12 protein-coding genes are annotated in these 13,980 nt (G+C 36.4%); 10 read left to right on the top strand and 2 right to left on the bottom strand.

What is annotated here, in order from left to right; genetic code table 11:
- The gene (locus AC4G3K_RS00235; protein WP_491132058.1) at positions 1-984 is read left to right on the top strand and encodes an aldo/keto reductase; all 984 of its coding nucleotides are present in this window, start codon (positions 1-3) and stop codon (positions 982-984) included.
- Positions 985-1,358: 374 nt separating this feature from the next.
- Entirely contained in the window at positions 1,359-2,399 is a 1,041-nt protein-coding gene (locus AC4G3K_RS00230) for an aldose epimerase family protein (RefSeq protein ID WP_491132057.1), read from the top strand.
- 405 nt (positions 2,400-2,804) lie between these two features.
- Here the strand turns inward: AC4G3K_RS00230 and AC4G3K_RS00225 are convergent, their stop codons facing one another.
- On the bottom strand, positions 2,805-3,728 hold the full coding sequence (locus AC4G3K_RS00225; protein WP_491132056.1) for an NAD(P)/FAD-dependent oxidoreductase: 924 nt from the start codon (positions 3,726-3,728) through the stop codon (positions 2,805-2,807).
- Positions 3,729-3,878: 150 nt separating this feature from the next.
- On the opposite strand from AC4G3K_RS00225, the gene AC4G3K_RS00220 reads away from it, so the two are divergent.
- Positions 3,879-4,667 carry an SDR family oxidoreductase gene (locus AC4G3K_RS00220; RefSeq protein ID WP_491132055.1) on the top strand — a complete coding sequence of 263 codons (789 nt, stop codon included), beginning with the start codon at positions 3,879-3,881 and terminating at the stop codon, positions 4,665-4,667.
- Positions 4,668-4,767: 100 nt separating this feature from the next.
- Here the strand turns inward: AC4G3K_RS00220 and AC4G3K_RS00215 are convergent, their stop codons facing one another.
- Positions 4,768-5,637, bottom strand: coding sequence for a phosphatase PAP2 family protein (locus AC4G3K_RS00215; RefSeq protein WP_491075266.1), 870 nt, complete (start codon positions 5,635-5,637; stop codon positions 4,768-4,770).
- Between the two features lie 259 nt (positions 5,638-5,896).
- Between AC4G3K_RS00215 and AC4G3K_RS00210 the strand changes: the two genes are divergently transcribed.
- From AC4G3K_RS00210 to fbp, 7 genes are all read left to right on the top strand, one after another.
- Positions 5,897-6,340, top strand: a complete 444-nt coding sequence (locus tag AC4G3K_RS00210) for a hypothetical protein (protein ID WP_491075265.1) — start codon at positions 5,897-5,899, stop codon at positions 6,338-6,340.
- Positions 6,328-6,618, top strand: coding sequence for a YxcD family protein (locus tag AC4G3K_RS00205; protein WP_491132054.1), 291 nt, complete (start codon positions 6,328-6,330; stop codon positions 6,616-6,618). Before AC4G3K_RS00210 ends, AC4G3K_RS00205 begins: the two co-directional genes overlap by 13 nt.
- Before the next feature lie 225 nt (positions 6,619-6,843).
- A complete protein-coding gene (locus AC4G3K_RS00200; protein WP_491132052.1) occupies positions 6,844-7,986 on the top strand; it encodes an acyl-CoA dehydrogenase family protein in 1,143 nt (380 codons plus the stop codon).
- A gap of 87 nt (positions 7,987-8,073) precedes the next feature.
- Positions 8,074-9,690: a long-chain fatty acid--CoA ligase gene (locus AC4G3K_RS00195; protein WP_491132051.1), complete on the top strand. Its 1,617-nt coding sequence runs from the start codon at positions 8,074-8,076 to the stop codon at positions 9,688-9,690.
- 161 nt (positions 9,691-9,851) lie between these two features.
- Complete coding sequence (locus tag AC4G3K_RS00190) at positions 9,852-10,106, top strand: sigma-G-dependent sporulation-specific acid-soluble spore protein CsgA (RefSeq protein ID WP_491075261.1); 255 nt, start codon at positions 9,852-9,854, stop codon at positions 10,104-10,106.
- A 459-nt stretch (positions 10,107-10,565) separates the two neighbouring features.
- Entirely contained in the window at positions 10,566-11,321 is a 756-nt protein-coding gene (locus AC4G3K_RS00185) for a hypothetical protein (protein ID WP_491132050.1), read from the top strand.
- 621 nt (positions 11,322-11,942) lie between these two features.
- On the top strand, positions 11,943-13,871 hold the full coding sequence (gene fbp, locus AC4G3K_RS00180; RefSeq protein ID WP_491132049.1) for a fructose-1,6-bisphosphatase: 1,929 nt from the start codon (positions 11,943-11,945) through the stop codon (positions 13,869-13,871).
- The last annotated feature ends 109 nt before the right edge of the window (positions 13,872-13,980 follow it).

Raw genomic sequence — 13,980 nt, 5'->3', positions numbered from 1 at the left:
ATGAAATATCGTAAACTTGGAAATACAGATTTATCTGTCAGTGAAATTAGTTTTGGTACATGGGGTATTGGCGGTGATTGGGGAGAGTCTGATACCCAGGATGCTCTTCTTGGTTTAAATCGTGCTATGGAGAATGGAGTTAATTTCTTTGATACTGCGGATGTATATGGGAGTGGCAGAAGTGAAGAGTTGCTGAGGCAAGCAACGAAAGGAAAAGAGGATACCATCTATATTGCATCTAAATTTTGTCGAGCCGGTGATATCCACGATCCAAATACGTATTCAGAAGAGACCATACGAGCATATTGCGAGGCCAGTTTAAAGCGACTTGGCCGTGAAAGAATAGATTTATATCAGATTCATTGTCCTCCCTTGCATATATTACAGAATACGGATGTATTTACTGTATTGGATAAACTTCAGCAGGAGGGCAAAATACGCCATTATGGCGTGAGTGTAGAGACTGTTGAAGAAGGACTGTACTGCCTGACTATACCTGGTGTCAGGGCGTTGCAGGTTATTTTCAATTTATTTCGTCAAAAGCCACTTGAAGAGCTTTTCCCTGCTGCTAAAAAACAAGGGGTTGGTATATTGGCCCGTGTGCCACTAGCAAGTGGATTATTAACAGGGAAGTTCAATTCACAAACAAAATTTGATGAGAATGATCACCGCCGCTTCAATGCAAACGGAGAGAAGTTTAATGTAGGGGAAACATTCGCTGGTCTTGAGTTCTCAAAAGGAGTAGAATTGGCTGATAAGCTTTCCTGGATTGCGGAAGGCAGAGAATCCTTAGCAAATTCGGCCTTACGATGGATACTTGATCATGACGAAATCACTTGTGCAATACCTGGATTTAAAAATGTGGCACAGGTTAATCAAAATCTGAAAGCGATTCATACAAATTCCTTTACAGAAGAGGAGTTAGAAAAACTTCATACCTTTTATGTAAAGGAAGTACGTGATTATATTCGCGGACCGTATTAATGTCCTTGAGACACAGAAATTGAATATCAATCAATATCTTAGGGCAATTAGATTAGTTTGAAGACATGCCTACTGCAGTAAAAATAATAAATGGGCAGGCATTAGAGACTTATATTTTCTCTAATTCCTGTTTATTTTTTATGATTAAAAGGTAGATATATAGTTGAATAATAAATATCTCAAGAAATCATTAAAACGGTCTTTGCATAACAAATGAATCAAATAAAAAAAGGTTATGGAAATATCATGCGCTACCATATAAATAACCAACTAATGGAATGATTAACAATCATCTCGAATATTTGATGGAACTTAGTATTTCTAAAAATAGTTATTGAGAACAGTACTACTAATAGGATAAGGAGAAATAGTACATGAAAATCGAACAAAAGGTATTTGGAAAGATTGAGGATCAAGAAGTTATACAGTTTTCCATTACAAATAAATCAGGATTTACAGTTCGCTTTATTAATTATGGTTGTGTGATCACTGATATTATAGCACCAGATGGCGAGGGGAATTTGGAGAATATCGTATTGGGTTTTGATCGTATAGAAGATTATATGGATTATTCCCCGTACTTTGGAGCAATCGTTGGCAGAATAGCTGGTAGAATCGCGAATGGACAGTTTATCCTTAACGGAAAGTCCTATCAGTTAATTCAAAATGAGGGTGATAACCATTTACATGGAGGCGTTAAGGGATTCAGCCATGTCCTATGGGATTATAAAGTAATAGAGGAAAACGATGCTGTTCGGGTTGAATTCAGCTATACAAGTAAAGCGGGAGAAGAAGGCTTTCCTGGTCAGGTAGACATTACAACAACGTACGCAGTGAATGAAAATAATCAATTAGATATTTACTATAAAGCAACCACTGATGAAGATACTATCATTAATCTAACAAACCATACATATTTTAATTTGAGTGGAGACTTGAACAAAACAATTGATAATCATGAATTACAAATGAAGAGCAGTCGATTTATAGAACTTCGGGATGATTCTATTCCGACTGGTCAATTGATTCCAGTTGAAGGAACACCATTTGATTTCCTGGATAGCAAGCCGATTTCGCAAGGTGTTGATAGCGGCTATAAACAAAACGAATTGGTAGGAAATGGCTTTGACCATCCTTTCGCATTGGACTCCAATTTTAATAGAGAGATACATTTATATGATCCTGAAAGCGGTCGTACATTATTGGTAGAAACGGATCAACCTGCTGTCATTGTTTATACATGTAATCAATATGAAGGTGATTATGCAATCAGAGGAGTCCGTCCGCATCATCATATGGCTGTATGCCTGGAAACGCAAGGTTTCCCCGATGCCATTAACCAACCGGACTTCCCTCCGGTAACGTTGAAAAAAGAGGATGTATACCAAGCGCACACCAGATATATTTTTAAATAAACAGAAAAAAGAGGATGGGACATAAGTATTTCAGTCAATGATAAATCCGAACTATTAGGTGATATTTTTATAAATATTTCGCCTAATAATTCGGATTTTTATTTATTTTCAATAGATTGGTTACTACTGTATACCATTATTAAACTTAGTGGAATGGAGCGGAAGCCACCGACTCCTGCGGGAAGTAGAGGAAAGGCTGAGACCCCGCAGGCGTAGCCGAGGAGGCTCAGCTTCCTCCCCGCGGAAAGCGAGTGGCTGCAGCGCAATGGAACGAACTTTTCTTCCAACTTAACTCTTGAATAAGTAACAAAGCCGATAAATTAGATATCGTTCGTCTTTTCAGGATCGTTTATAAGTTATGTCCCAGCCTCTTTGTTTATTATTCATTTACTATAGATCATTCGTTTACATTATTCCTTTTCTTTTATATTCCATTAATCGTTTATTGATCCAAATTGCCGCCTGGGTCGCATCACCCATAGCAATGGTGGCCTGTTCAGAGTGTGAAACAATATCTCCAGCTGCCCATACATTTTTAATGTTTGTTTCTTTTGTGCGGGCATCAACTTTAATATGTCTGTTATTTTCGATATGGACACCAATTTGTTTAGCTAATTCTGTATGAACTATATTCCCTCCAAACCCAATAAACGCTCGATCTGCTTTTAAAAATTCACCGTTTTTTAGGTAGACTCCTGTAAAGAGATCTTCTGATTTCTTTGACACAGATTCAATCTCTTCTTCGAGATACGTAATCTGATGGTCCTTTAGTTTGGAGAGGATATCGGATGTAACAGCTGTTTTTTCATGATTGATATAGGTTATGTCATCTGTCCAATTTAATAAGGATACAGCAAGACTTGCACCGCTATCGCCTGCACCCATCACAATAATTTTTTTATCAAGTGCTTCATAACCATCACAATCTGTACATATATAAATGGTACTGCCCAGGCACTCTCTTAGATTGGGAATGTCAGGTATACGGTCCGTAATTCCGGTAGCCAATAAAAGGGTCTTGGTTCGATGAGTTCCACTTTCGGTTGTCACCAAAAAGTCATCATCCTTTTTTGTTATCTGCTTCACATGAGTTTTCATAAAAGTAACTCCTGTTTCAGAAGCTTGTTGTTTCCCTTTTTCACGTAAAGCCTCCCCACTGATACCTTCAGGCCATCCGATGATATTCCGGTAATCTTTGCATAAATTAGAGCGTCCTGCTACTTTTGAATCCAATACTAAACAGTTAATCTGGCTTCTCCCCATCTGTATGGCAGCCTGAGTACCGGCAATTCCTCCACCTATTACAATACATTCCCATAAATTATTCATAACTATTTCATTGCCTCCTGCAAAACTTCATCCTTAGTTTCTGGATGAAAGAAGATATTATACCCTTCTATACCCATTCAAATTGTTTTTTGACAAACAAATTCTCTAAATGTGAAAATAAGATATGGAAATAGAATGGAGGTTAGAAAGGTGGATCTTAATTTAGCAGGAAAAAATGCACTGGTGGTTGCATCCAGTCAGGGGTTGGGAATAGCAATTGCGCAAAAGTTAGTGGAAGAAGGCGCAAATGTGATGATTACAGGCAGAAGCGCAAGTAAGCTCAAAAGAGTGGCAGAGGAACTAATTCGGTTTAACAAAGAAGGTAAGGTTTCTTACTGTGAAGCAGACATCACGAAACCAGATCAAATCAAACATTTGGTTAGCAAGACTGTCCAAGAGTTTGGAACAATTGATATACTACTCAATAATGCAGGAGGGCCACCCGCCGGGACCTTTATGGAGTTATCTGATGAAGACTGGCAAAATGCATTTGAGTTGAATTTGTTAAGCTATATAAGAATTATTCGCGAAGTATATCCTCATATGAAAGAGAAGGGCGGAAGAATCTTAAATATGGCTTCTTCATCGGTAAAGGAGCCGATTCAGGGATTGCTGTTATCTAACACGTTCCGCCTAGGCATTACCGGATTAACGAAGACTCTAGCCTCCGAATTCGCAAGGGACCAAATATTAATTAATACGATTGCACCAGGTGTCATATCTACAGACAGAATAACTTATTTGGATGAAAAAACGGCCGAGCGCCAGGGAATTTCCTCTCATGAAGTAAGAACAAATACACAAAACCAAATCCCGCTTGGCAGATATGGGGAGCCTGAAGAATTTGCCAACTATGCAGTCTTTCTATTATCCATTATCAATACGTATGTAACCGGACAAGTGTTACTCGTCGATGGTGGGAAAATAAAAGGGATTTAATTATAGTAAAACAATAGACGCCAGAACCCGCGGGGTATTATAAGTATCCGTACGGGTTTTGGCGTCATTTTAAATTTATGTTTTAAGTTGAAGATGCTCATTAATTGGCTTGCTTTTCGGAATTTGAGGATACAGTGTCTTTTTTCATAAATACCAGGTTGGGAGCGAATCTGCTCTTCACTATAGCTGGCTTCGCAACGATCAGAGATACCAGATTAGCCATCGTAAAGGCAGTAAAGGCAAGGGCAACACCTGCAGCCATATCAGTCAGCCAATGGATTCCAAGATAAATGGTGGAGAACATGATAATCCCAACGCTGCCGGTCATGAGCCATTTAAAAGGCTTATTATTCGATTTATAGCTTAAAAATAATAAAGTTAATGATATAGAATTATGCAAGCTCGGGAAACAATTATTTAATCCTGATACATTTCGATATTGTGTCTCAAAGTCCGGATAAACTTCCGGGATTAAAAAGCTAACCTGATTATGAACATACCAAACCTCATTAACAGGTAAAAAAAGATAAAAGGGTATGGCAATTAAATAATTTAAGCTAATGGCATAAATAAACGTATAAAATAGATGTTTATCATTTTGGATTAGATAAAGGACAAATGATGTAGAGATTAAGGTAACAAATATGATGATGTAGAAAAAAGTGGTTAATTCAGTTAGCCAACTATTATTCAAGAGATTTTGGAAATCTGCCAGCAAAGTGCCTTCATACTGATGGAAAAAATGCGAATAATCCCCGATATGAATAAATTTGCTCTCAATTTTCAACTCCAGTTTATTGAGGAGAAGTATAATTCCCAGTAAGGCAAAATGAATCCACAATTTCTTGTCTTTTCGACTGTCCCATATTATTTTAAACGCAATTAGAGGGTTACGTTTAGCAAGGATGATGACTAAAAAAATGGTCATGATCGTTATGGTCACAGCTATGGTAAACATAGAATGATACATAAAAAGTTAATCCCTTCTGATTGAATATATTCATAGTGTTTATATTATACTTTTTTGTTTCTCAAGAGTAGTAATATAGTATGAATTTTTACATTTTTATTCTTGATAAAGGGTACTCATTAAATAATAATAAATTAACCTAAAAAAGTTGAAGAAAAATAAAAATCTATGAAACTTCTTCAAACTTGATTCGTATATACAAATATGGGAAACTTAGCCTGACACAAAAAAACATACCAGAATTACAGGAGGAATTATTTTGATAAAGAAAATGTTAACTGCTTTTATGTTGATTACCTTTGTATTTGCACCGGTTGCGGAACATACTTTTGTAGGAACTTCACATGAAGTTAGTGCGAAATCATATCGTTCAGGAAAAAAATCTTTTAATTCGAATAACAACCAATCTAATTTCAACCAAAATAAATCAACTGTAAATAAACAAAAATCATCAACTAACAGTAATGCTAAAGCAACTAAAACAAATTCATTTAATAAAGGCGGCTTCATGAAGAGCATGATGCTTGGCGGTATTGCCGGATTATTATTCGGCGGCTTGCTGGCTAATATGGGCGCTATGGGATCCGTGCTTGGATTATTATTAAATGTGCTTGTAATTGTGCTTATTATCGGGTTAATTAAAAAGATCTTCACACGTAACAACCGTCCAAGAAAAGAGGTTGACGGAACGTGGAGAGGATAAAAATATCAGAACAAGAGATTATTAATGCACTTTGTGTTTATATTGCTGCTAAAAAGCAAGTCAATCCTGAACAAGTTGAAGTGGAATTAATGTATGACGATGAATATGGATTCTCCGCAGAAGCACTTGTAAACGGCAGATCTCAAATCCTTATTACGGCAAATATGATTGAAGCATTGCGCTTTTATATTGAGCATGAGCTTCAAATGGATCCTTATGCTGCCGGTATTGAACTTGAATTGGACGATGATGAAGGCATTATTGCCTACGTTAATTAAATTTTAAAAAGAGGCTCAGGCCTCTTTTTTTATTTTAAAGTCATATAATCTTTATTTTTTACTTCTGGCTATTAGCTTAGTGATAGTCTATTCAAGAATTGGTATGTACTATTATATTTTTTTGGAAAATTATTAAAATATTCGTGACTTTCTTAATCATGGTCTCTAATATAAAAAGCATAGGTTATTATTTAAGCGCTTACATACATGAGGAGGAAATATCAGATGCATCCTTATTTAAATGAAGAGCATGACATATTTAGAAAATCCTTTCGTAAGTTCTTAGAAAAGGAGGCCTATCCATACTATGATCAGTGGGAGAAAGAGAAACTGATTCCACGGGAATTTTGGATCAAACTTGGTCAAGAAGGTTATTTGTGTCCGGATATAGCTGAGCAGTATGGGGGCTTGGAAACAGATTGGGGGATATCGGTTGTCATTAATGAAGAACTCGAACGGGTTGGATCGGGTACAATTGGGATTGGTCTTCATAATGATATCGTTGTCCCGTATATAAACACTTTCGGTTCAAAAGAACAGAAGGACAAATGGCTTCCTAAATGTGTAAGTGGAGAGATGATTACTGCCATTGCCATGACTGAACCAGGTGCGGGTTCGGATTTGGCTTCTATATCAACCTCTGCAAAATTAAAAGGAGACCATTATGTTTTAAATGGACAGAAGACTTTCATCACGAACGGTATTCATGCAGACCTTATCATAGTAGCCTGTAAAACGGATCTGCAGGCTGTACCGAAGCATAAAGGAATTAGCTTGCTTGTTGTCGAAAGGAATATGGAAGGCTTCTCAAGAGGGCGTAAGTTAGAAAAGGTTGGCATGCATTGCCAGGATACAGCGGAACTCCTATTCGAGGATTGTATCGTTCCAAAGGAAAATTTATTAGGTGAAGAGGGACAAGGCTTCCTGTATATGATGGACAAGCTCCAGCAAGAACGATTAATCGTAGCTATATCAGCGCAGATTGCCGCTGAGGATATGTTTCAGATGACGCTCGAATATGTGAAATCAAGAAAAGCATTTGGTAAATCAATCAGCGATTTCCAGAATACACAGTTTAAACTGGCCGAGATTTCTTCAGACATTAAAATGGGACGAGTCTTTCTTGATCAGTTAATTGGTGATCACATAGCTGGTAAGAATGTGGTAACAGAAGTCTCGATGGCCAAGTGGAAATTAACTGATATGGCAAAGCGTATCTCAGTCGACTGTATGCAGCTATACGGAGGATATGGGTACATGGAAGAATACAAGATTGCCAGACGATTCCGGGATACTCCGGTAAGCAGTATTTATGCTGGAACAAATGAGATTATGAAGACCATCATTGCTAAAAAGCTGGGACTTTAAAGAATTTAGAGAATATTTCTCGAGGTTTAGGGTCACCAGTACCTCGAGAGTACTTTATTAATTTGATAGTAGGAAGGGGTAATCATAATGATGCATGTACCATTAACTGTCCATTCGTTGCTGGAAAGAGCCGAAAAAGTCTTTCCGAAGAAAGAAGTGGTATCAAGGACGCATGATAGGATACATCGATTAACATACAAGGAAATCGGTGAAAGAACGAGAAAACTGGCGAATGTACTCCGGAATCTGGATGTATCAAAAGGTGACAAAGTCGGCACGCTGGCATGGAATCACCATCGCCATCTCGAAGCATACTTTGCAGTTCCCGGCATTGGCGCTATTGTCCACACCATTAATTTTCGATTGTCTGCTGAACATATCACCTACATTATTAATCACGCAGAAGATAAAGTGCTCCTGATTGATGAAGACATTTTACCTCTCATAGAAAGAATTGCCCCATCATTGACTACTGTTAAAGCCTACATCATCATGACGGATAAAACAGAAATTCCGACGACAAATCTTACTCCTGTGTATTCCTATGAAGAACTCATAGCAGAAGGGAATCCCGAAACTGCCTTTACAAAAGACTTAGATGAAAATGAAATAGCAGGGATGTGCTATACTTCCGCAACTACCGGAAATCCAAAAGGGGTAGAGTACTCTCACCGTGGAATTGTGCTGCATAGTTATGCCCTTGGCCTCGCTGATACAGCAGCTATTTCTGAACGTGATGTGGTCATGCCGGTAGTACCAATGTTTCATGTGAATGCTTGGGGGTTACCGTTTGCAGCTACTTGGTTTGGTACGACGCAAATTCTTCCTGGGCCTCAGTTTAATCCAAAGTTACTGGCTGAGTTTATCCAATCAGAAGGTGTAACTAAAACAGCAGGTGTTCCGACCATTTGGTTAGGTCTCTTACAGGAGCTTGAGAAGGGTACGTATGATACAAGTTCACTGGAATTTATTCTATGCGGTGGTTCGGCTGCACCAAAAGGGCTGATCAGGCAATTTGAAATCAAATACAAAATACCGTTTTTGCATGCATACGGCATGACAGAGACAACTCCATTGGCAACTGTATCTCGTTTGAAAAGTTATCAGTTAGACTTACCCGAAGAAGAGCTGATTGATATTAGAGCGAAACAAGGACTGCTCGTGCCCGGGTTAGAAATGAAGATTGTTGGAGCAGATGGCGAGGTTGAATGGAACGGAAGAGATATGGGTGAATTAATGTTGCGTGGCAACTGGATCGCCGATGAATATTATCGTGATGAACGGACTGCCGATGCATTTAAAGACGGATGGCTGTTGACGGGAGATGTAGCCACTGTAGACGAAGAAGGCACGATTAAACTTGTCGATCGTACGAAGGATTTAATCAAAAGCGGTGGCGAATGGATTTCATCGGTCGATCTCGAAAACGCGCTAATGGCTCATGAAGCGGTATTTGAAGCAAGTGTTGTAGCCATTCCGCATCCCGAGTGGCAGGAGAGACCTGTTGGCTGTGTTGTTCTAAAACCTGAATATAGAGGGAAAGTAACAGAAGCAGAAATTCGCTCCTTCCTTGAACCTCAATTTGTTAAATGGTGGCTGCCCGATGAAATCATCTTTATGGACGAAATTCCAAAAACCTCTGTTGGTAAGTTTTTGAAGGCAAAATTAAGAGAAATGATTCAGGATAGAGTTTCGAATAAGTAGGTATGGAAAAGTCTAAACCATGAAGATAGAGGTTTAGGCTTTTTTTATAAATGTTGATGCTCCTAAAACTTGTATATGGTGCTTGGAGAATGGCTGGTATGATTTATTCTCAACTGTAAAGAATAAGAGAATAAATATGGTTTAATATAGGAGTGTATTTTATGAACCAGTCATTAGCCTATTTACAGGAGATTTTATCGGCGCATGCCGAAGACAGTAGTGTTGGAGAGAATATCTATGATCGCATTTCAGATAAAAATTACGCAAGCGGAGAACAGTTTGTCCGAGATTTATCAGAAAGTGAAAGTCAATACCTCAATCGAATTTTAGAAGATGCCATTGCCTATTCGAACCAAGAGCAGGACGAAGAACGAGCCAAGCAATTAAATGAGATTTATGAGCTATTGTACATTTGAAAAATCAATGCAACAGAAACGCTGATACAAAACTCCACAACTTGGATATGTATCAGCGTTAATATTGAGTGATGCTTATAAAAGATAAATAACAATCTTAACTACTATAAAAAATTTATGGATTAGGGAAACTTAAGTGAGAATTCATAAAACAAGTATTAAAGCATATATGTGTTTAAGGGTGGAAAGTCTAACTTTCTATAATACTGCATTAGAAGGAATCGTTGGTTAAAATGGAATCTTAGAACATATCCAAAGAGGATGTATAATTGCTGATTAAAAAAGTTAAATTCTATTTATTCAATGATGAGACAACTAATATGCCAGGAAAAGGGCATCATAAAGTTTTTATGACATAGAGTGAAATATTTGAAATGTTTTTGTAATAAATGTAACATTAGTATTGATTTCTAATATTTGGATATTTATAATGTAAGTAAGAAGGGGAGTGAATGGATTATGGCAAAAAAATGGTCCGTACTTATTTTTATGGTTTTATTTTTTTCGGCAGTTGGCGCTTTTCATTATGACGGTTCTAAAAGGGTATCAGAAGCAGAAAATAATAATGGATATAGGATCACAGATCCCATAGAAAAAGATATGGTATTAAAAACCAAGAAATACACCTCAGACAAACAAACAAATCAATCCACACCTTTGAACTCATCGCCGGATACCTCATCTTCTAACAATAATAAGCAACCAACAATTACAGAAGTCGATGTACAAGAAAGTAACAAACCAAAAGTAAGTGAAGATGATTCACTCAACACAATAGAAAATAATAATCAGCCAAATACAATAGAAGATACGGAGAGCAGTGAAGAAGACGTCTTTATATTGAATGGGCAAACATATAGATTATTTATGGATAAAACCAAGGTAGATCCAAGTTCAAATATGCCCTATTTTATTGATGCTGCAGTGAGTTATGGTGCAAAAATCTATGCATTGAATCAATCAGATGTATTCATCATTATTAAAGATGGAAAACATATAGGAGGGTTTTCTTCCGGTATGTTGAGTATCAAAGTAGAACATGCAAGTCTCGTAAAAGCAATGTACCCGGAAAATCGACAAGGTTATAAAGGTATACAACATAATATAGATTTAGTTTTGGAAACGGGAGCACATGTATCTGTGGAATACGATAGCCAAGTGGAAGGTTATAGTTTATCTGAAAAAAGTGGGTACTTAATTGTCGGAACATTCTAATTATTTTAAAGTAAATCAAGCCTACTCTGCATTGCGGCAACAATGTGGGATGTCAACGCGATTGGAGAAATAAAAGGAAAATCTCTTTGTAAATCAGGCTGAATTAAGTGAAAAAATGAATTAGTGTTTTTACAAAAGAATACAGTCGTTCCATGTATACGGATAAATCTGAATAAAACAATCATCTACTCCAAATAAAGGTAACCACTTTGCAAATTTTTGATCGTTCGAAAATCATCTTTATATTACCTCAGCTACATCACTAAGAGTGAAGTAGCTATTTTTTATGGAAATTTAAAAACTAAATTTTCTTCTCTTGAAATTTTCATAAAAGACATCCCAAATTGCAAATAGATTATATTTTTCATCTTTCTACTTATTAGGGAGCACTTCAATGAAAGTAATTGGATTGAATGCAACTATCATTGTAAATAACTTACAGTTAAATAGGTGAAAAATAAAATATCTATATTCTCCTATTAGTATAAATAAATTATAATTAAATTAATACATTCAGTAATTTGGATGATTTATAATAAGTAGTCATTCGCGTTTTTACGCTTTATTAATTAGATCCATTCGATTAGAGTAATAAAAATGTCGTAAAGGAGATACATAAATTTGAATACAAAATATCTGGACTTACTTGTCCAAAAGTATGATTGTGAAGAAAAAGTAGTAACAGAAATTATTAATCTGGAAGCTATCCTTAATCTGCCAAAGGGAACAGAACATTTTGTCAGTGATTTACATGGAGAGTATCAAGCTTTTCAACATGTGTTGAGAAACGGTTCAGGGAATGTAAAACAAAAAATCAAGGATCTGTTTCAAGATGTTTTATTAGAAAATGAAATAAATGAATTTGCGACATTAGTTTATTACCCAGAAGAAAAATTGAAATTAATTAAAAATCAATTTAATAATAAACAAGAATTGAATCAGTGGTATATTGTTACCATCGAGCGAATGATCAGGCTTATTTCTTATGCTTCATCCAAATATTCACGTTCGAAATTGCGAAAAGCTTTGCCGAGCCAGTTTGTGTTTATTATTGAAGAACTGCTATACAAAACGAATCAAATGAATAAGGAGAAATATTATAAAGAAATTGTTGAGCAAATCATCTCCTTAGGTCAGGCTGATAAACTCTTAACTGGTCTTGCATATACAACTCAGAGATTGGTTGTCGATCATCTCCATGTAGTTGGGGATATTTATGATCGTGGACCTGAACCTGATAAAATCATGGATACTCTGATCAATTATCATTCTGTAGATATTCAGTGGGGGAACCATGATGTACTATGGCTGGGTGCTTTCTCCGGTTCACTGGTCTGTCTCGCTAATATCATTCGTATCTGCGCAAGATACGACAATCTGGATATTATTGAAGATGTTTATGGAATCAATCTGAGACCTCTTCTAACTCTAGCTGAGAAATACTATGATGACAATCCAGCTTTTAGACCTAAGGTACATTCGGATAAAAATCTATCTGATCATGAAAAATTACAAATAACGAAAATTCATCAAGCAATTGCGATAATTCAGTTCAAACTCGAAATGCCTATTATAAAAAGACGTCCGTATTTTAATATGTCCGAAAGACTTTTGCTTGAAAAAATTGATTATGACAAGAATGAAATAACCATTTATGGGAAGGCTTACTTGCTTGAAAATACTTGCTTTGCTACGGTAAATCCCGAGCAGCCTGCTCAGTTATTAGAGGAAGAAAAGCAGGTTATGGAAAGATTGTTATTTTCAATTCAGAATTCAGAAAAGCTGGCCAGACATATGAATTTTCTCATGAAGAAAGGGAGTCTTTATTTAAAATATAATGGGAATTTATTGATACATGGATGTATTCCTTTGGATGAAGAAGGAAATATGGAGAAAATGACTATCGAAAATAACACCTATTCAGGGCGTGAATTACTTGATGTTTTTGAACATTATTTACGGCATTCTTTTGCGCATCCTGAGCATACTGATGATCTTGCGACGGATATGGTCTGGTATTTATGGACAGGAGAATATTCATCACTCTTTGGTAAAAGAGAAATGACAACTTTTGAGAGGTATTTTATTAAGGACAAGGCTACTCATAAAGAGAAAAAGAATATATATTACCATTTGCGCGAAAATGAAGAAATTTGCCGCAAAATACTTACTGAATTCGATTTAGATCCTGACACGGGTCATATCATAAATGGTCATACACCTGTTAAAGAAATTGATGGAGAAAATCCCATTAAGGCTAATGGTAAGATGATTGTAATTGATGGAGGTTTCTCCAAAGCATACCAATCAACGACAGGTATAGCAGGATATACATTGCTTTATAATTCCTACGGTATGCAGCTGGTTGCCCATAAGCATTTTAATTCAAAAGAAGATGTCTTACTTAACGGGACAGATGTTTTGTCCATAAAAAGATTGGTCGATAAAGAATTAACCAGGAAAAAGGTTAGAGAAACCAATATTGGTGAGAAAATCATACAGGAAATTTCTATTTTAAATAGTTTGAGAGAATATCGCTATATGAATTAACAAAAAAAGAAATTTTTATTATATAGTTCAGCCAGAACTTTCTGGTTGAACTTTTTTCTTTTTTATATAGGGTGTAGAGTAATAAAAAACATTTTATATAACGCTCTTT

The organism is Bacillus sp. z26 (assembly GCF_058313635.1).
This window is presented reverse-complemented; position numbering and strand designations above follow the sequence as displayed.